This window comes from Acidaminococcus fermentans (assembly GCF_009696675.1).
In the GTDB taxonomy this organism is placed as follows: domain Bacteria; phylum Bacillota; class Negativicutes; order Acidaminococcales; family Acidaminococcaceae; genus Acidaminococcus.
In genome coordinates, this window is record NZ_VULN01000004.1 from 130,053 (window position 1) to 148,422 (window position 18,370).

17 protein-coding genes are annotated in these 18,370 nt (G+C 56.0%); 5 read left to right on the top strand and 12 right to left on the bottom strand.

The window, feature by feature from the left end; all coding sequences use genetic code 11:
- Positions 1-84: 84 nt before the first annotated feature.
- Together FX155_RS03970 and FX155_RS03975 are read right to left on the bottom strand one after the other, a co-directional pair.
- Positions 85-528 carry a Fur family transcriptional regulator gene (locus tag FX155_RS03970; RefSeq protein WP_154487834.1) on the bottom strand — a complete coding sequence of 148 codons (444 nt, stop codon included), beginning with the start codon at positions 526-528 and terminating at the stop codon, positions 85-87.
- Positions 529-792: 264 nt separating this feature from the next.
- Positions 793-1,518, bottom strand: coding sequence for a L,D-transpeptidase (locus FX155_RS03975; RefSeq protein ID WP_022487654.1), 726 nt, complete (start codon positions 1,516-1,518; stop codon positions 793-795).
- A gap of 397 nt (positions 1,519-1,915) precedes the next feature.
- On the opposite strand from FX155_RS03975, the gene cysE reads away from it, so the two are divergent.
- Both cysE and cysK read left to right on the top strand, forming a co-directional pair.
- Positions 1,916-2,614 (top strand): serine O-acetyltransferase, encoded by a 699-nt coding sequence (gene cysE / locus FX155_RS03980; RefSeq protein ID WP_154487835.1) that lies wholly within the window; start codon positions 1,916-1,918, stop codon positions 2,612-2,614.
- 211 nt (positions 2,615-2,825) lie between these two features.
- Positions 2,826-3,767, top strand: a complete 942-nt coding sequence (gene cysK / locus FX155_RS03985) for a cysteine synthase A (protein ID WP_154487836.1) — start codon at positions 2,826-2,828, stop codon at positions 3,765-3,767.
- A 46-nt stretch (positions 3,768-3,813) separates the two neighbouring features.
- Here the strand turns inward: cysK and FX155_RS03990 are convergent, their stop codons facing one another.
- Positions 3,814-4,722 carry a hypothetical protein gene (locus tag FX155_RS03990; protein WP_154487837.1) on the bottom strand — a complete coding sequence of 303 codons (909 nt, stop codon included), beginning with the start codon at positions 4,720-4,722 and terminating at the stop codon, positions 3,814-3,816.
- Positions 4,723-4,757: 35 nt separating this feature from the next.
- Positions 4,758-5,525, bottom strand: a complete 768-nt coding sequence (locus FX155_RS03995; RefSeq protein ID WP_154487838.1) for an HAD family hydrolase — start codon at positions 5,523-5,525, stop codon at positions 4,758-4,760.
- Between the two features lie 147 nt (positions 5,526-5,672).
- Between FX155_RS03995 and FX155_RS04000 the strand changes: the two genes are divergently transcribed.
- The 3 genes from FX155_RS04000 to FX155_RS04010 all read left to right on the top strand — a co-directional run bounded on the left by FX155_RS04000 (position 5,673) and on the right by FX155_RS04010 (position 9,297).
- Positions 5,673-6,080, top strand: coding sequence for a hypothetical protein (locus FX155_RS04000; protein WP_154487839.1), 408 nt, complete (start codon positions 5,673-5,675; stop codon positions 6,078-6,080).
- A gap of 151 nt (positions 6,081-6,231) precedes the next feature.
- A complete protein-coding gene (locus FX155_RS04005; RefSeq protein WP_154487840.1) occupies positions 6,232-7,704 on the top strand; it encodes a sodium-dependent transporter in 1,473 nt (490 codons plus the stop codon).
- A 111-nt stretch (positions 7,705-7,815) separates the two neighbouring features.
- A complete protein-coding gene (locus tag FX155_RS04010; protein ID WP_154487841.1) occupies positions 7,816-9,297 on the top strand; it encodes a sodium-dependent transporter in 1,482 nt (493 codons plus the stop codon).
- Between the two features lie 43 nt (positions 9,298-9,340).
- On the opposite strand, the gene FX155_RS04015 is transcribed toward FX155_RS04010, so the two are convergent.
- The 8 genes from FX155_RS04015 to FX155_RS04050 all read right to left on the bottom strand — a co-directional run bounded on the left by FX155_RS04015 (position 9,341) and on the right by FX155_RS04050 (position 18,323).
- Positions 9,341-10,093 (bottom strand): EFR1 family ferrodoxin, encoded by a 753-nt coding sequence (locus FX155_RS04015; RefSeq protein WP_195839607.1) that lies wholly within the window; start codon positions 10,091-10,093, stop codon positions 9,341-9,343.
- Positions 10,094-10,130: 37 nt separating this feature from the next.
- Positions 10,131-10,517, bottom strand: coding sequence for an acyl-CoA thioesterase (locus tag FX155_RS04020; RefSeq protein ID WP_154487843.1), 387 nt, complete (start codon positions 10,515-10,517; stop codon positions 10,131-10,133).
- Positions 10,514-11,107, bottom strand: a complete 594-nt coding sequence (locus FX155_RS04025) for an SGNH/GDSL hydrolase family protein (RefSeq protein ID WP_022487664.1) — start codon at positions 11,105-11,107, stop codon at positions 10,514-10,516. Before FX155_RS04025 ends, FX155_RS04020 begins: the two co-directional genes overlap by 4 nt.
- 13 nt (positions 11,108-11,120) lie before the next feature.
- On the bottom strand, positions 11,121-12,329 hold the full coding sequence (locus tag FX155_RS04030; RefSeq protein ID WP_022487665.1) for a M20 metallopeptidase family protein: 1,209 nt from the start codon (positions 12,327-12,329) through the stop codon (positions 11,121-11,123).
- A 265-nt stretch (positions 12,330-12,594) separates the two neighbouring features.
- Positions 12,595-13,128, bottom strand: coding sequence for an anaerobic ribonucleoside-triphosphate reductase activating protein (gene nrdG / locus FX155_RS04035; protein ID WP_012939145.1), 534 nt, complete (start codon positions 13,126-13,128; stop codon positions 12,595-12,597).
- 12 nt (positions 13,129-13,140) lie between these two features.
- Entirely contained in the window at positions 13,141-15,267 is a 2,127-nt protein-coding gene (nrdD, locus tag FX155_RS04040; RefSeq protein WP_154487844.1) for an anaerobic ribonucleoside-triphosphate reductase, read from the bottom strand.
- Between the two features lie 369 nt (positions 15,268-15,636).
- A complete protein-coding gene (locus FX155_RS04045; protein ID WP_154487845.1) occupies positions 15,637-16,827 on the bottom strand; it encodes a M20 family metallopeptidase in 1,191 nt (396 codons plus the stop codon).
- Positions 16,828-16,913: 86 nt separating this feature from the next.
- Positions 16,914-18,323 carry a YfcC family protein gene (locus tag FX155_RS04050; RefSeq protein WP_154487846.1) on the bottom strand — a complete coding sequence of 470 codons (1,410 nt, stop codon included), beginning with the start codon at positions 18,321-18,323 and terminating at the stop codon, positions 16,914-16,916.
- Between the last annotated feature and the right edge of the window lie 47 nt (positions 18,324-18,370).

Below are 18,370 nucleotides of genomic sequence, written 5' to 3' on the forward strand. Positions count from 1 at the left end.
ATTATACTTATTATTATAGCAAAAACCGGGAAAGAAATGTAAAAAAACACCGAACTCTCCGAGTCCGGCATTTTTTCTTCAGGTTCAGTTTTTCTGGCTCTGACAGTCTGCGCACAGCCCGTAGAAGTAGAACTGATGGCCCTGTACCGTAAAGCCTGTTTCCTTGGCCACCTTATCTTCGATGGCTTTGGCGTCCAGATGGGGCACATCACAGACTTTGCCGCATTTCATGCAGCGGATGTGGGGATGTTCCATCACATTGGCATCGTAGCGGAAGCTGTCTTCCCCGGTGTTCAGCACCTGGATGATATGCAGCTTGCTGAAGATCTCCACGGATTTGTACACCGTGGCAAAACTCATGGTGGGGTATTTTTCCTTCACCTTGTTGTAGATCATTTCCGCTGTAGGATGTTCCGTTGTATGGGCCAGCATGTCATAAACAGCCAGTCTCTGAGGGGTCACCTTGCATCCGTTGTCCCGGAGCAGTTTGGCCAGTTCAGCAGCAGTAAGCGTAATCAACACCTCCATTCCTTCATTTTGCGTCTTGTACTTTTGGATAATGATTACTACAATTAGTATAACTTTTTGTGTCTTTTTCGTCAACTGTTTTTTGTTGATTTACACCATGTAAAATAAGGGTTTAAAGGTTTCCAATAGTTATTATTACTTTTCTTTATACTTTTTATTTTATTCTTTGTCTCGGCAGAAAAGGTAAAATTCATTCCGAGTCAATAGAACTTTTTCCTTCAAGGGTTCCCAGCATACCCTATTTCCATGAATGGGCCATGAATATCAGTCCTGGATGGTTACCGGCATCCCCACATAGGCCACTTTTTCCAGTTCCCGGAGGTTGCCGTTGTCCAGCCGGACGCAGCCTTCGGAAGCGTCGGTGCCGATGGAAGCTGGATCATGGGTACCGTGGATCCCGATACCGTCCCAGTTCCCCTGGCTCAGGTCTTCCGTATCCAGGCTCAGGAACCAGGGTCCGTAAGCTCCCTGGATCTCTCCGTTCCCGTCTCCGAAATCATGGGTCCAGCCGGAAGCGTCGTCGATTTCATCAACCCGGAAGGTCCCTACAGGGGTCATGTTGTCTCCCCGGCGTTCCTTCTGGCCCAGGCCTCCTTTGCCGATGGCACAGCCCCAGGTCCGGACTACCGTATCCCCGTCCTTCAGGTACAGTTTGTGGTCGCTTTTGTCCACCAGCACCGTGTACTTTTTCCCGGGCACCAGAGGCTGCTCCGCCGCCGGCTGGGGTTCCGCCGCTTTGGGTTCCTCCTGTTTCTTCTGGAGGCTTTCCACCGGTGTCTCCTTCTTTTCCGGCAGGGCCGGCTGTTCTTTTTTCACCGTTTCCGTCTTTTTGACCGGCACCGTAGGTCCGGGAGCTCCCACCCCCTTGTACCCCAGGGCAAAGCAGCCGGTGAGCAGCACCCCCAGGAACACCAGGGCGGATACCCCCAGCATTACGGTCTTTCCCCTATGGTTCCGGGACCCTTCCGTCCTCTTTTTCCTTCCGTCCATAAAACATCCCTCTTTCTTTATGCAAGCCTTATGATACCATCCCCCCTTTCTCCCTGCAATCCCTCCCTTTTAAAATTTTTTAAAATTCTCTTGACAAGTGTATCGAAAAAGTTTACTATACAGTCAACGTGAAAAACACAATGGCAATGACCAAAACAAGTACACTTCAAAAAGTGGCACAGAGAGCGCGAATCACCGGCTGAAAGTTTGCGCCGAAGCTTCAGAAGATGGAATGCCTTTGGGAGCTGAAGACCTGAACGTAAGTAGGGCCTTCCGGGCAGCCGCCGTTACCGGTATGAGAGGCAGCCGAAGTCTGGCTGCAATCAGAGTGGAACCGCGAGAGATCGCCTCTGGGAAGAGGCGGTCTTTTTTTGTATCCAAAGGGGAGGAGAAAGCTATGTTTGCATCCATGCGCAACGACATCCGAGTCATCAAACAACGGGATCCGGCGGTGAAGAACACCCTGGAAGTCGTGCTCTGTTACTCGGGACTCCACGCCATCTGGGCCTACCGGCTTTCCCATTTCTTCTATAAAAGATCCTGGTTCGTCACTGCCCGTTTCATTTCCACCCTGGCCCGGCTGGCCACCGGCATCGAGATCCATCCCGGGGCCCAGATCGGGGAAGGGCTGTTCATCGACCATGGATCCGGCATCGTCATCGGGGAAACCACCATTATTGGAAACAATGTTTCCCTGTACCAGGGGGTGACCCTGGGAGGCACCGGCAAGGAAAAGGGCAAACGGCATCCCACCATCGGAGATTATGTGGTGGTGGCCTGCGGAGCCAAGGTGCTGGGTTCCTTCACCGTGGGAGAAGGCGCCAAGATCGGTGCCGGCAGCGTGGTGCTGAAGGAAGTCCCTCCCTATGCCACGGTGGTGGGCATCCCCGGCCATGTGGTGGCCCGGAAGGGGGTCCGGGTGGCTCCCGCCCATTCTGAGCGGGACGTGGACCTGAACCACAACCGGCTGCCGGATCCCATTGAGGACCAGATCGCCGCCCTGGAAAAACAGGTGGCCCTGCTGAAGCGGCAGGTCAGCGATCTGAAGGCCCAGCAGGAAGGTCCGGTCCTGAAGCAGGTTGTGAACTTCCGCTGATTGTGTTGTCAACTTCCGAAAAAAAGTGCTCTGGCACTTTTTTTCGGAAGAGATATCCTAGTATTTCCCTTGGAAAAAGGAGGTTTTCCCCTTGCAGCAAAACTGGTGGAACAAGCCCCTGGGACCCCGATGTTGACGTTCCCGGGAACGCAGTCCAAATGCATTGAATGTTGAAAATTCCATTTCTGTCAGTGATAAAGGAGAGATGATTATGTCTAAAATCTATACAAGCGTACTGGATCTGATCGGCCATACCCCTCTGCTGGAACCGGTGAAGTTCGGAGCGGACAAGAACCTCCAGGCCCGGCTGCTGGTGAAGCTGGAAAGCTTCAACCCGGCTGGCTCCGCCAAGGACCGGATTGCCAAGGCCATGATTGAAGATGCGGAAAAACGGGGGGTGCTGAAAAAGGGCGGTGTGATCATTGAGCCCACCAGCGGCAACACGGGCATCGGCCTGGCGGCTGTAGCTGCCATGAAAGGCTACCGGGCCATTATGGTAATGCCGGAAACCATGTCCATTGAACGGCGGAACATGATTGCCGCCTATGGTGCCGAAGTGGTGCTGACCGAAGCCAAGAAGGGCATTGCAGGCTCTGTGGAAAAAGCCAAGGAACTGGCCGCCTCCATTCCCGGCAGCTTCATCCCGGAACAGTTCGACAACCCGGCCAACCCTGCTGCCCACAAAGCCACTACGGGCCCGGAAATCTATGAAGACACCGACGGTGCCGTGGATATTTTCGTAGCCGGTGTGGGTACCGGCGGTACCCTGACCGGTGTTGGGGAATATTTGAAGGAAAAGAAACCGTCCGTAAAAGTGGTAGCTGTGGAACCGGCGGATTCTCCCCTGCTGAGCCAGGGGAAACCCGGTCCCCACAAGATCCAGGGCATCGGCACCAACTTCCTGCCCAAGACCCTGAACACCAAGATCTACGATGAAATCCTCACGGCTTCCACGGACCAGGCCTACGAAACCGCCCGGGACTTCATCCATCATGAAGGGTTCCTGATCGGGATTTCCGGCGGGGCTGCCCTGTGCGCCGCCGTAGAAGTGGCCAAACGGCCGGAAAACAAAGGCAAGACCCTGGTGGTGCTGCTGCCGGACAACGGAGACCGGTATCTGACCACTCCCGGGTTCCTGAAGAAGGAAGACTGAGACTGAAAAAGGAGTGCTGCACGCAATGTGTGCAGCACTCCTTTTTTCACGGATTCTCTTTCAGATAATCCGTCCAGCTTTGGGTGATTTTTCCCTGTTGGAGTTCTTTTACATATGTATAGAACTGCTTCAGCCGGTAGATTTTCTGGTCGTCGATGGTCTGGCGCCACTCTTCCTTATGGGTCATGTGGAGCACATCCTGTCCCCCCAGGGCATGCTGCCGGGCGCAGATGGTTTCCAGACTGTCCTGCTGCCCGTTGAGCCAGATATCCCGCATGATCATGTAGGCGGTGGTCCGGCCTTTCCCGGCCTGGCAGTGGAAATGGAGCCAGGCATCCGCCGGCAGGTTTTTCTGCCACTGGAGGAAGGCGTCCACTTCCGCCGGTTCCGGCCAGGTATGGTCCGTACTGGCAAACCGGGCATAGCCCAGGCCGAACAGAGCCGCTGCCTGCTGTTCCGTCAGGGCCGCCTGGACTTTTTCCGTTCCCTTGTAATGGGGCTTTTTCTTTTTGTCCAGATGGTAGTAGGGTGTTTCCCGGTTTTCTTCCTTTTCCAGCCGCCGGGCTTCCTCCTTCCGGATGGCGGCATCGGATTTTCCCACATTGGCCCAGTTGTTTTCCCCGTACCAGCTTACCGCCGTGCCGTTCAGGTATCCATGGTCCTCCTGGCGCAGGTCCACCAGGATCACCTGTTTTGGCTGGATGCCCTGTTTCTGCAGTTCCTGGGTCAGCGCCGCCAGATTCAGGATGGAAGGCTGGCCGCTGCCGCTCATCCGGTTGGCAGGGTCCACCCGCCAGGACCGGGGCAGCCGGAGTTTGTTGGCCGCATCCAGACGCCACACATAGCCCTTGGAAGGTTTGACGATTTTATCAAGGGCCGGGGCCGCCGCCAGGGCCATCCCCAGAGAAATCTGGCTGAACACCAGCACCCCTGTCACGATTTTCCAAATTTTCATCTTACTCCTTTTCCCTCTTTCCTCTGCACTCTGCACTAATCTCTTATCCACCCGAACTTCCGGCAGGCATTGAGGATGCCTCCCTTGTCGTTGTCGTCGGTGATGTAGTCCGCCCGGACCTTGATCACCGGCCGGGCGTTCCCCATGGCCACCCCGAAAAAAGGCTTCCGGAACATGGTGATGTCATTGAGTCCGTCTCCGAACACCACCGCATCTTTGGGATCCGCTCCCATAAGGCCCATAAGCTTTTCGATGCCGGCCCCCTTGTCCACCGGTTCCACCAGCCAGGTGTTGTCGATGAAGGGCAGATGGGGCAGCTGCCGCCGGTCCGCCGGTTCCGTGCCCGGCTGTTCCCGGACATACATGATTTTGTACACCTGTTCCAGGCCGTCGATGTCCACCGGCTGGACTTTGGTGTTCATGTAGTTTCCCGGATCCTCCCGGGGATAATCCGGATAGGGAGTGTACCGGTCCAGGGTGTTGTCCAGCACCACGGACCAGGGCTGGTTCCGTTCCGTCAGTTCCCGGAGCAGGGCCTTGGCCGGTGCCAGGGGCAGCCCTTCCATCTCCAGGATCTTCCCGTCCACCGTAAGGCTGTTGCCCCCGTCGGCCACCATGGAACGGATGCCGTGTTTGGCCGCAAAAGCCGCCGCATCGCACTGGAGCCGTCCTGTGGCCAGGGCCACAAAATGCCCCTGCCGCTGGAGTTCATCCACACAGTACTGGGTGTCTTCCGGCACCTGCCCGGTGATTCCCAGCCCCAGGGTCCGATCGATGTCAAAGAAAAAATATTTTTTAGCCATGGATTCCTTCCTTTTCCTGCATATTGCCGCAATGATTTCTTATTATATCACACATTGTTTTTTCCCCCCAGGAAATGTACAATAGATTCTGCCGGCCGGACTGATCAGTCGGGCGGTACTTTTTTTCTATAAGAAAGGATTTTTGCCATGCTTCGCAGAATCATGAAATGGCTGACGGGCTTTCCGGAGGGAAAGCAGCCGGAGGCAGCCTCTTCTTTAAGGGAAAGACCCCGTTTCTCCCCCCAGCGTCTCCTGTCCATCATCCTGATTGCCGTACTGGCTGCCGGTCTTTTTTTCTGGCGCAGCCTGTCCACCCAGCGGGCAGAGGAAAAAGCGGCCCAGGAGCGGAACCGGATCATGGACCAGCAGAAAACCGGTCCCAAGACGGCAGCGCCGAAAAAATCTTTCCCCCAGGCCGGACAGAAACAGACCCCGGCCATGAACAAACAAACTGCCGCTCCTCTGCCCCAGCCTGCCCAGCCTCAGGGCCCCGTTCCCACCGGTCCCAAGGTCAAGGCCCAGACTCCGCCCATGATCCAGCCGAAGGCGAGATAAGCGGCGTCCACAGGGCCGCCGCTGTCAGCTGTCAACGGTCAATGGATGCCAGCTTCGCTGGCTCTGAGTAAAACAATAAGGTTGCAACTTCTTCCAGACTATAATACAATATAAATCACTGAATTGTCACATTTTGAAATGAGGTGTTTTTTTGTCTGAGAAAGGTGTATCTACAGAATCCTTCAGCTCCCGGCTGGGATTCATCCTGGTGAGCGCCGGCTGTGCCATCGGCATCGGGAATGTGTGGAAGTTCCCCTACCTGTGCGGCCAGTTCGGAGGCGCCGCCTTTATCCTGATCTATCTGGTGTTCCTGCTCATTATGGGGATCCCGGTGATGGTCTGCGAATTCGCCATCGGCCGGGGCAGCCGCTGCAGCGCCGCCAAAAGCTTCGAAGTGCTGGAACCTCCCGGCACCTGCTGGCACCGGTTCAAGGCCATCAGCATCGTGGGCTGCTATATGCTGATGATGTACTACACCACGGTTACCGGCTGGATGCTGTACTACTGCTGGCTCCACATTACCGGCACCTTTGTGGGAGCCTCGCCCCAGTTCATCACCGCCACCTTCGGAACCATGCTCAAAGATCCGTCCAACCTGCTGTTCTGGATGGTGCTCACCTGCGCCATGGGCTTCGGGGTCTGCTACCTGGGGATCCAGAACGGGGTGGAACGGATCACCAAATGGATGATGAGCGCCCTGCTGCTGCTGATGATCGTCCTGGCCGGCCACTCCCTGTTCCTGGAAGGAGCGGAAAAAGGGATCCGGTTCTACCTGGTACCCAATTTTGACACCCTGGCCCAGCTGGGCTGGGGGAATGTGATCTACGCCGCCATGAGCCAGGCCTTCTTTACCCTGTCCATCGGCATCGGAGCCATGCTGATATTCGGAGCCTACCTGCCCCACGGCCGGAGCCTGTTCGGCGAGGCCTCCACCATTACAGCGCTGGATACCTTTGTGGCTCTCATGGCCGGATTCATCATCATCCCCGCCTGCTTCGCCTTCGGGATCCAGCCGGACGCCGGTCCTTCCCTGATTTTCCTGACCATTCCCAATCTGTTCGTCCAAATGCCGGGCGGCCGGTTCTGGGGCATGTTGTTCTTTGTGTTCCTGTCCTTTGCAGCCCTGTCCACGGTGATTGCCGTATTTGAGAACATCATCGCCTTTGGCATGAACCTGTACGGCTGGAGCCGGAAAAAAAGCGTGGCCATCAACGGACTGGCCATTGTGCTCCTGAGCATCCCCTGCGTCCTGGGCTTCAATCTGTGGAGCGGATTCCAGCCCCTGGGCCCCGGGTCTTCCATCCTGGACCTGGAAGATTTCATCGTCTCCAACAACCTGCTGCCTCTGGGCAGCCTGGCCTTTGTGCTGTTCTGCACCAAAAAGAACGGCTGGGGCTGGAAAAACTTCCTGGGGGAAGCCAATGACGGAGAAGGCCGGAACCTGCCGTCGTCCCTCCGGAATTACCTTCTGTATGTGCTGCCCCTTTTGATCATCACCATCTATCTGAAAGGGTATTACGACATGTTCAGCAAACAGGGCCCGGAAGTCCTGGCCAAGTGGCTGGTCCTGGCAGCACTGTTTTTGGGATTCATATTCTACACAGCGTCAAGAAAGAAAGCATGAAAAATGGGCTGTTGCACAGGCAGCAGCCCTTATTTTTTTTTGCATTCCCCAGAGATTTATTGTAAAATTGTAACATATTAATCATTCGTAGCATAGAAGTGAGGTAGTCTTATGTCAGAACAGCAAAGCACCCGTGATTCCTTCCAATCCCGTCTGGGCTTCATCCTGGTCAGCGCCGGCTGCGCCATCGGCATCGGCAATGTGTGGAAATTCCCCTATCTGTGCGGCCAATACGGAGGGGCCGCCTTTATCCTTCTGTACCTGATTTTCCTGCTGATCCTGGGGATCCCGGTGCTCCTGTGTGAGTTCGCCCTGGGCCGCAGCAGCCGCCAGAGCGTAGCCCGCTGCTTTGACAGGCTGGCTCCCGCCGGCAGCCGCTGGCCCCGATTGAAATACATCGGCATTGCGGGGGTCATCCTGCTGATGCTGTACTACACCACGGTTACCGGGTGGATGCTGAACTACTGCTGGCTCCATCTGAAGGGAACCTTTGTGGGCCAGTCTCCGGCCTTTATCCAGACCACCTTCCAAGAGATGCTGGCCCAGCCTCTTTCCATGGGCTTCTGGACCTTCCTGTCCTGCCTCCTGGGGTTCCTGGTCTGCTATATGGGACTGGAAAAAGGCATCGAGCGGATTACCAAAGTGATGATGAGCGCCCTTCTAATCCTGATGATCATCCTGGCGGTCCATTCCCTGTTCCTGCCGGGAGCGGAAAAGGGCATTGAATTCTACCTGGTACCCAATTTCGCTTCTCTGGAAAAACTGGGCTGGGGAAATGTGATCTATGCCGCCATGAGCCAGGCCTTTTTCACCCTCAGCGCCGGCAACGGAGCCATGATGATCTTTGCTTCCTATATGGACAAAAAGCGGAGCCTGCCGGGAGAAGCCCTGACCATCACCGCTCTGGACACCTTTGTGGCTCTCATGAGCGGCTTCATCATCATCCCCGCCTGCTTCGCCTATGGGATCCAGCCGGATGCCGGCCCTTCCCTGATCTTCCTCACCATCCCCAACCTGTTCACTCTGATGCCGGGAGGCCAGATCTGGGGCAGCCTGTTCTTTGTGTTCCTGTCCTTTGCAGCCCTGTCCACGGTGATTGCGGTCATGGAAAGCATCATTGCCTGCTTCCGGGAACTGCTGGGCTGGGACCGGCCCAAAGCCGCCTGGTTCGTATTTGCCCTCATTGCCCTGGGCAGCATTCCCTGCGTCCTGGGCTTCAACCTGTGGAGCAGCTTCCAGCCTCTGGGACCGGGCACCGGTGTCCTGGATCTGGAAGATTTCATTGTATCCAACAACCTGCTGCCCCTGGGCGGTCTGACCTTTGTGCTGTTCTGCACCCGGAAAAACGGCTGGGGCTGGACCCACTTCCTGGAGGAAGTGAACCAGGGTGCCGGCCGGAACCTGGCTGACCAATGGAAACTGTATTACACCTACGGCCTGCCCCTGGTGATCCTGGCCATCTACCTGAAAGGCTACGACGACCTGTTCGCCAAACAGGGCCCCGCCGCCCTGGCCCAGTGGATGGTCATCGCCCTGGTGTTTTTGGGATGGATCGGGTATTGTGTGAAGGGACGCGGAACAAAAAAAGAATAAGAAAAACGGGGGTGCTGCACGCAACGTGCAGCACCCCCTCTGTTTACCGTTCCAACTCCTGCACCGTCACTCCCGGATGCCGGTACTGGTCTTCTTTCAATACCACCCGGCCCCGGGCGGTGATGGCCTGATGGGGACAGCCATGGAGACAGGCCAGGCAGTGGAGACAGTAATTCCCCATCACCGCCGCTTTTTCCCCCAGATGGATGTTTTCCACAGGGCACAGCCGTACGCATTCCCCGCAGCGGACACACCGGTCCGGTGCCACCTGCACAGCCAGATACCAGTTCCCGATTTTCCGTCCCAACCAGGTGTCAAAAAGCCCGGCCATCAGGGAATCCTGTTCCTGGGAATGGTCTTCCTTCCGGTTTTTCACCGCTTCCGCCCCTTCCCGGACCAGGGCCTCCTCCTTGTCCAGTTTTTTCAGGTCATACCCTATATGGGACTTCATGCAGATGGTGCTGTTGGCGATAAGCGGTACTGCCCGGCTCCAGGCAAGATGGCAGCCCTTTTCTCCCAAGAGCTGCTGAAGGGTCCGGAAGGTCCGGCCCCAGGTACTGCCGCAGGTGGCCAGAGCATACACATAGACGCCTTCCGGGAAAGCGTGGCTGCGGACAAAATCCTGCACATTGGCAGGCACATCCCCGTAGTACACCGGGAACACCAAGCCGACGGCCGGCCCTTCCAGTGTCTTTTCCCTGGTCCGGGTGACGGAACAGATCCCGTCCCCCAGGGCGGCGGCCAGTTTCCGGGCCAGAGCCAGGGAATTGCCGGTGGTGGAAAAATAATAGATCATGGTTTGCTTCCTTTCCTGATACAGAAAATCCAGCGTCTCAAAGAGACCGCTGGATTTTTTTCGGTTTCCGGTTTTCGTCCAGGGATACGTACACAAACAGGGCATCCGCCGCCCGGACGGGCTCCTGGTCTTCCTGTTCCGGTTCCAGCCAGGCCACCACTTCCACCTCCATGGAGGTGTTCCCCACCCGGATCACCCGGCCTTCCAGCTGAAGAACCGTACCGTAGGGGATGGGCACGTAAAAGTTCATGCCTTTTACAGCAGCTGTAGTCACCCGGGTCCAGACGAACCGGTGGGCAGTGATCCCGCTCAGTTCGTCCATCCAGCCCATAAGGGTGCCACCGAAAAGGTGTCCGGCGGAATTGGCCATGGACAGCATCACGGACCGGGTCATGATCACCGGCTGGTTGTGTTCCAGCTTCATGCCTGCTCCTGGAGAGCGGCTTTCAGCACTTCTTCAAAGGCTTCCGCTACCGCCTGGTACCCTTCTTTGTTGGGATGGAGGCCATCCTGGAACATGCTCCGGCCGGTTTTCTTTTCCGCTTCGCTGAGGACCTGTTCATAGTCCAGCACCGGAAGATTCCGGCGTTCTGCTTCTTCCTGGAGCCATTGACGGTATTCCCGGAGAGCCGCATTGTGCTTTTCAAATTCACTGGGCAGCTGCCAGCCCTTTTCCGTACTTTCGATCCGGGTCAAAGGTGGGATCCCCAGGATCACAATGGGCAGCCCTGCATCCCGGGCCTTGTCCAGAGTACCGGCCATGTTTTCTTCAATGGAGCTCATGGGTTCGTCCAGCAGGATGTCGTTCATGCCGCAGCACAGGAACACCCCGTCGGCCTTTTCATCCACCACATCCATTTTGAACATACCCCACATGACCAGGGTCAGTTTGCCCCCGGCAGCGTTGTTCACCACTTCAAAGCCCATCTTTTTGGAAGCGATGTCATACCAGGTGTTGGCCAGGGTTTCGTTGGTGCAGCTTACCAGGCTGTCACCGATAAAAGCCATTTTCATGAAAATTTCTCCTTCAGTCTTTTTTGCTGAAATCCACACCCTGGTTCAGAGCCTCCAGGGCGTTGATCACCACCTGGCTCATGAGCTTGGAGCCCACCACCAGGGCGTTTTCGTTGGGACAGAGTTTGGCGTTGTGGAGGCCGTGGACCGGTTCCCCTTCGGTGCCGCAGCCCAGCCACAGGAAGCAGCCAGGGATATCCTGCATGTAGAAGCCGAAGTCTTCCGCCGTCAGATCCGGCACCACATGGGACACCAGACCTTTTTCCCCCAGCACCTGCCGGGCCGTATCCTCCACCACTTTTTCCGGAACCGGCCAGTTGTCCAGTACCGGGTAGCCATAGTAATAGTTGAATTCGCAGTCCACGCCTGCAGAGGCCTTCAGGCCGTCCAGGATGCCCTGGATGAATTCCGGGATCCGTTTCCGGTTGGTTTCGTCCAGGGTCCGGATGGTCCCTTCCAGGGTCACTTCATCAGGCACCACATTATACCGGGATCCCCCGTGGATGGTACCGATGTTGATGGTGGCCGTGGCCAGAGGGCTCACCCGCCGGCTGACAATGTGGCTCACCTGCTGGAGAAAGTCCGCTGCCGCCATAATGGCATCGATGCCTTCCTGAGGATGGCCTGCATGGGAAGTCCGTCCTTTAATCACCACCTTGATCCGGTCGGAACCGGCCATCATGGCCCCAGGCTTTACCCCGATCTGGCCGCAGACAAAGTTGGGCCATACATGGAGACCGAATACCGCCTTTACGTCCTTCAGGAACCCGTCTTTGATCATGTACCGGGCGCCGCCGGTGGGAGCCAGCTCTTCCGAAGGCTGGAACAGCAGCCGGACGCTGCCCTGGATCTCGTCCTTCCGCCGGAGCAGCCGAAGAACCGTTTCCAGCAGGGTGGTCATGTGGATGTCATGGCCGCAGGCATGCATCACCCCGGGATTTTTCGAGGCATAGGGCAGTCCTGTATCTTCCCTGACGGAAAGGGCGTCCATATCCGCCCGGAGAGCCACCATGGGCCCGGGTTTGTTTCCGGTGATGGTGGCCGCCACCCCGTAGTGGCCCTGGCCCCGGACCGGATCCAGTCCCAAGTCCTTCAGGATATGGAAAATCTTCTCCGAGGTATTCTTTTCTTCCGTGCTCACTTCCGGGTGTTCGTGGAACCACCGGCGCCATTCAATACATTGCGCTTCCAAAGCATCTTCCGTCATATGCAGTACATCCATGGAAATCCCCTCCAAAATCCAATGAAAACATCAGAAAAACTTTGCAATCAACAGGGTTATTCTACCATTTTTGGGGAGATTTGGAAATGGGTCTGTTGCCTGAGCAACAGCCCCGTCAACGGTCAAAGGCCAATGGAGACTATCTGCCAAAGACAGCTGCGTTTCCATTCAAAAATTTGCCTGCAAATTTGTCAGTGGGCCAGTGACCATTGACCGCTGACAAAAAATACGGCCCCGGGAAGCTCCCGGAGCCGTATTTTTTCACTCATGCATATTCCTCTCCATCCCACAGGACGATGGTCCCGGTTTCCAGGGACTTGGGCACGTTGATGATCCGCTGGTTTTCGCTGCCTTTGAAACGCAGGTTCAGGTTCTTTTTGCTTTCCACAAATTCCCCGTCCACCAGCACATCCAGGTACCCCAGCATCTCCCGGGTAATGGCCGGGTCCCCCAGCTTTCCGGCCAGCATGTCGTGGTCGAAAAGATAGCCGCTGTAGCACCAGATGGTCTTTTTCGGATACCGCTCCCGGATGTGCCGCAGCACCCCCACCAGCACTTCCTGGTTGGCCGGTTCGAAGGGTTCCCCTCCCAGAAGGGAGAACCCCCTGATGTACTCCGGTTCCAGGTCTTCCAGGATTTCCTGCAGCTGGGCCTGGGTAAAGGGCTTGCCGAAGGCGAAATCCCAGGTTTCCTGGTTGAAACAGCCTTTGCAGTGGTGGGTGCAGCCGCTGACGTACAGGGAAACCCGTACCCCGGGGCCGTTGGCCACGTCACATTTTTTGATGGTTGCGTAATTCAACGAAAAGCCCCCTTACAGATGCAGCACTCTGGATTTGATTTCTTTGGTCTTCCCCACGTTCCAGAAGTTTTCTCCCAGATAGCCGCAGGTCCGCCGGGTCACGTTCATCTTGGACTGATCCTTGTTGTGGCACTGGGGGCATTCCCATTCCAGATTGTCGTTGATCTGGATTTCCCCGTCAAAGCCGCACACCTGGCAGTAGTCGGATTTGGTGTTGAACTCCGCGTACTGGATGTTGTCGTAGATGAACCGGACCACATCCTCGATGGCGGTGGGGTTCTTCTTCATGTTGGGAATTTCCACATAGGAAATGCAGCCGCCGGAGGAAATAGGCTGGAACTGGGCTTCGAACTTGAATTTGCTGAAGGCGTCGATAGGTTCCCGCACATCCACATGGTAGGAATTGGTGTAATATCCTTTGTCGGTAATATCCTTGATGGTTCCGAACCGTTCCTTGTCGATCCGGGCAAACCGGTAGCACAGGGATTCTGCCGGCGTGCCGTACAGGGCAAAGCCCAGGCCGGTCTGTGCCTTCCAGTCGTCGCAGGCTTTCCGCAGCCGCTTCATCACCCGCATGGCGAATTCTTCCCCTTCAGGAGTGGTGTGGCTGCAGCCTTTCATGGCCTTGGTGCATTCGTACAGGCCGATGTACCCCAGGCTCAGGGTGGAATAGCCCCCTTCCAGCAGCTTGTCGATGGTTTCCCCTTTCTTCAGACGGGCAATGGCGCCGTTCTGCCAGTGGATGGGGCTTACATCGCTGCGTATCCCCTTCAGGGCATTGTGCCGGACCATCAGAGCATCGTAGCACAGTTCCAGCCGTTCATCCAGCAGCTTCCAGAACTTTTCCTCGTCCCCTTTGGCCAGGATCCCGATCTGGGGCAGGTTCAGGGACACAACCCCCTGGTTGAACCGGCCTTCGAACTTGTAGTTGCCCTTTTCATCCTTCCAGGGAGACAGGAAGGACCGGCAGCCCATGGGGGAGAACACGTTCCCCTGGTAGATTTCCCGCATCTTCTTGGCGGAAATATAGTCCGGATACATCCGTTTGATGGAGCACTGGACCGCCAGTTTGGTCAGGTAGTCATATTTGCCGCCTTTCAGGCAGTTGAATTCATCCAGCACATAGACCAGTTTGGGGAAGGCCGGGGTCACATAGACGCCCACTTCGTTTTTGATGCCTTCCAGCCGCTGCCGGAGGATTTCCGCAATGATCTGGGCATTTTCTTCGATGTATTCGTCATTGGGGTCCAGGTGCAGGAACAGCGTCACAAAGGGAGACTGCCCATTGGTGGTCATCAGGGTGTTGATCTGGTACTGGATGGTCTGGACGCCGCTGGCCAGTTCGTCCTTCATCCGGCTGTCCAGGATGGCTTCCATTTCTTCTTCCGGCAGCTGGCCATGGGTAGTTTCAATCAGGCGCTTGCGGAATTTTTCCCGGCTCCGGCGCAGATATTTGCCCAGGTGGGACACGTCCACGGACTGGCCGCCATACTGGGCGGACGCCACGGAAGCGATGATCTGGGTCATAACGGTGCAGGCCACCTGGAAGCTCTTGGGGCTTTCGATCAGTTTGCCGTGCATCACCGTGCCGTTGTCCAGCATATCCCCCAGATTCACCAGGCAGCAGTTGAACATGGGCTGGATGAAGTAATCCGCATCATGGAAGTGGATTTCCCCCAGGTCATGGGCCTTGGAGATCTTCTCCGGCAGCACTACCCGGCGGGTCAGGTCACGGGATACTTCCCCGGCGATCAGGTCACGCTGGGTGGATACCATCACTGCATTCTTGTTGGAGTTCTCCTCCATTACGTCCTTGTTCTTGTTGCTGATCAGGCTCAGGATGGAATCATCGGTGGTGTTGGCCTTCCGGACCAGGGCCCGGTTATACCGGTAGATGATATAAGCCTTGGCCAGTTCATAATGGCCCCGGACCATGATCTGTTTTTCCACCATGTCCTGGATGTCTTCCACCAGCAGTCTCTTTTTATTTTTATGCTCTACGAAGGAAGCTATCTCTTCGATGTCTTCCTGTCCCAGCCGTTCTTTTTCTTCCACTGCCTTGTTGGCTTTGGATATGGCAGTGACGATCTTGTTCCGGTCAAAAGAAACCGTGGATCCGTCCCGTTTGATAACCTTCATGGCCGCTCCCCCTTAGAATATTTGTTGATAATTTACCGTATTTAAGAATAACTATCCTTATTATACATGAAAAACTGCAACTGTACAAATCCTTTTTCCAGTTCCGCACTTGTCGCTGATAGATATGATACACCAAAACTCCCGTTTCAGCAACTATATCTTGTGGCAAAAATCGTTTTATACCCCAAAAGAACACTATAGATAGTGTGTTTCCTTGGAAAGCACGGCTGTTACGTTTTTTCGCGCTCCAAGCTCTTTCCGTACCGGGACAGTCCAGGACCCACCCAAAGAAAAAGAGGACGGAATGGGCTTCTCCGTCCTCTGTTACAGATTTTCAAGTTTACAGTGAAACCAGGTGACACTCTCCGGTCACTTGTCTTCGGCAGCCAGCCGTTCCTGGAATTCCTGCCGGATGGCGGCCAGTTCTTCCGGATTCTCCACCAGTTCCAGAACCGTATCCGCCAGGATCTTGGCCCCAAAGGCCACGGCCTTGTGGGCGGCTTCACTTTTCCCGGCAGCAATGAATTCCGGGGAATGGGAACTGGTGCCGTCTGGCACAAAGGCCACCCGGATGCAGGACCCGGGGACCCGGTGCATTACATTGGCAAAATCCGTGGATCCGGTGCGCTGCCGGGGAGGCTGACAGTTGGGGGCCTGAAGTGCCCGGGCATGCTTCATCAGAATGTCGTTGAGCTGAAGGTTGGGGATCTTGTTATCCAGGATTTTTCCCACTTTGGCCTCCACTTCCGTTTCCGTCATCAGAGCCGCCCCCTGGAAGATCTTTTCCAGCCGGACCATCAGTTCCTTCACCGCTTTTACAGTATTGGCCCGTACCATCACCTGGGCTTTGGTGAGACTGGGCACCACATTGGCGGCGGTGCCGCCTCCGTCGGTAATGTTGTAATGGAGCCGCACATCGTCAGTCACATGCTCCCGGAGACATTCCATGCCGTGGAAGGCCAGGCACATGGCATCCAGACTGCTCCGGCCCGCTTCCGGTTTCAGGGCCGCATGGGCGGCTTTTCCATGGTAGGTCAGGTCATATTCTGCATTGGCCAGGCATTTGATGTCCGTCTGGGTGGCCGGCCCCCCGTGCATCATCAGGGCCACATCCAGCTCTTCAAAGGTACAGCCGTTCCGGATCATAATGTATTTGCCGCTGATGTTTTCTTCTCCGGGAGTCCCGTACACCGTCAGGGTAAAAGGATTGTCCCCGGCTGCCTGCCGGATGGCCTCTGCCGCCCCCAGGATCGCCGGTCCCTGCATCTGATGGCCGCAGCCATGGCCCATGCCCGGCAGGGCGTCGTATTCGCACAGGAGCCCCAGATTGGGTCCCCCTTCTCCGTTTTTCCACACAGCCCGGAAGGCGGTCTCCAGGCCCCCGATGCCCCGGGTCACGGCAAAACCGTGGGCTTCCAGCCAGTCCGTCAGCAGTTTGCTGGCAAACACCTCATGAGGTCCGATTTCCGGATGGTCAAAAATGGCATCTGCCATGTCCGTCAGTTCTTTTGCATGTCCGTCCACCCAGTTATTGGCCCGGGCAATCATTTCATCCAGCATCTTTTTCTCCTTCCGCAGGTCCCTGACCGATTTTCTCTCCGGTCACCCACTCTGCACTCTTCACTCTTCACTCTTCACTCAAAGTATCACATAGGTCCCAGATGGATGAACTGGGCGATAGAGGCCAGGATACAGCCTACAATCAGCCAGATCAGGAACAGTTTCCACATGAACCGCATCCACCGGTCATAAGGGATATTGGTAACACTCAGGGTCCCCATGAGGGCGGTGGAGGTGGGCAGCACATAGTTGCAGAATCCGTCCCCGAAGTTGAAGGCCAGCACCGTGGTCTGCCGGGTCACCCCCAGCACATCCGCCAGAGGGGTCAGGATGGGCATCACTGCCACCGCCTGGCCGCTGCCGCTGGTGAGGAAAATGTTGATGACGGTGTTGGCCAGGACCATCCCCGGTGCGATTACCACCGCCGGCAGCCCTTCCAGCAGGGAGGACAGACTGTGGACGATGGTGTAGGTAATCTTCCCGTCATTCATAATGGTGCTGATGGCAGTGGCCATGCCGATGATGTAGGCGGCTCCCAGCATCTGTTTGCTGCCGTCGATGAGATCTTTGCACATTTCATTGGCACTGGCGCCGCTGACCAGGTCCGCCACCACCGCGTACACCAGGAACAGGGCGGACATTTCGCTCATACCCCATTTCAGGGCAATGGCTCCGTAAATGATCACCACAAAAGTAATGACAAGGAGCACCAGGGGCAGTACTTTGTTCCGGTCCAGGATGCCGGTCTTTTCCAGATCCATGGCATCTCCGGAAGCCTTTGCCTCCTGATCCAGATCGTACATGGGGCTCAGTTCCGGACGGGCCTTCACCTTTTTGGCATACCGGATCAGGAAAATATTGGTGACGATATAATAGACCACAAAGCAGAAGGCCCGGTATCCCAGCCCGGAATAAGGGGGCAGTTCCGCAATGTTCTGGGCCACCACCGTGGTGTACATGTTCAGGGTGCCGGTGGAAAACCCGATGGCCCCGCCCAGGAGCATAATGGCCGCCCCGGTGAGAGAATCCAGCCCCATGGCCATGGCCAGCATCACCATGACCGGCGCAAAAGGAATGAAGGTGTTGGCTCCCTGGGTGGTGCAGATCAGCCCGAAAATCAGGGTGAGCACCGGGATGAACACATCCAGCCGGTCAGAGAACTTCCGGGCTCCCAGGGCCAGGATGGCCTGAAGGGAACCGGTTTTGGTCACCACATGGAAGGCGGACCCGGCCATAAGGATCACCATCACCAGGTCGATCCTTTTGCTGAAAGCCTGGATAATGTACAGGGGAATCTTCAGAGGATTGACCCCGGAACTTTTCACATAGTGGAAGGTAGCCGGATCCACCACCTTTTTCCCGCTGGCATTCTTCACAAAATCATACATCCCTGCGGGAATGATCCAGGTCAGGATCACCGCAGCTACAATCAGGGCAAAAATAATGATAAAGGTGTGAGGCACCTTCATCTTCTTCACCGTTTTCCCATTGGCCATACCAGTCACTTCCCTTTCCCCGGGCAATGCCCGGTCTGTTGTTGTTC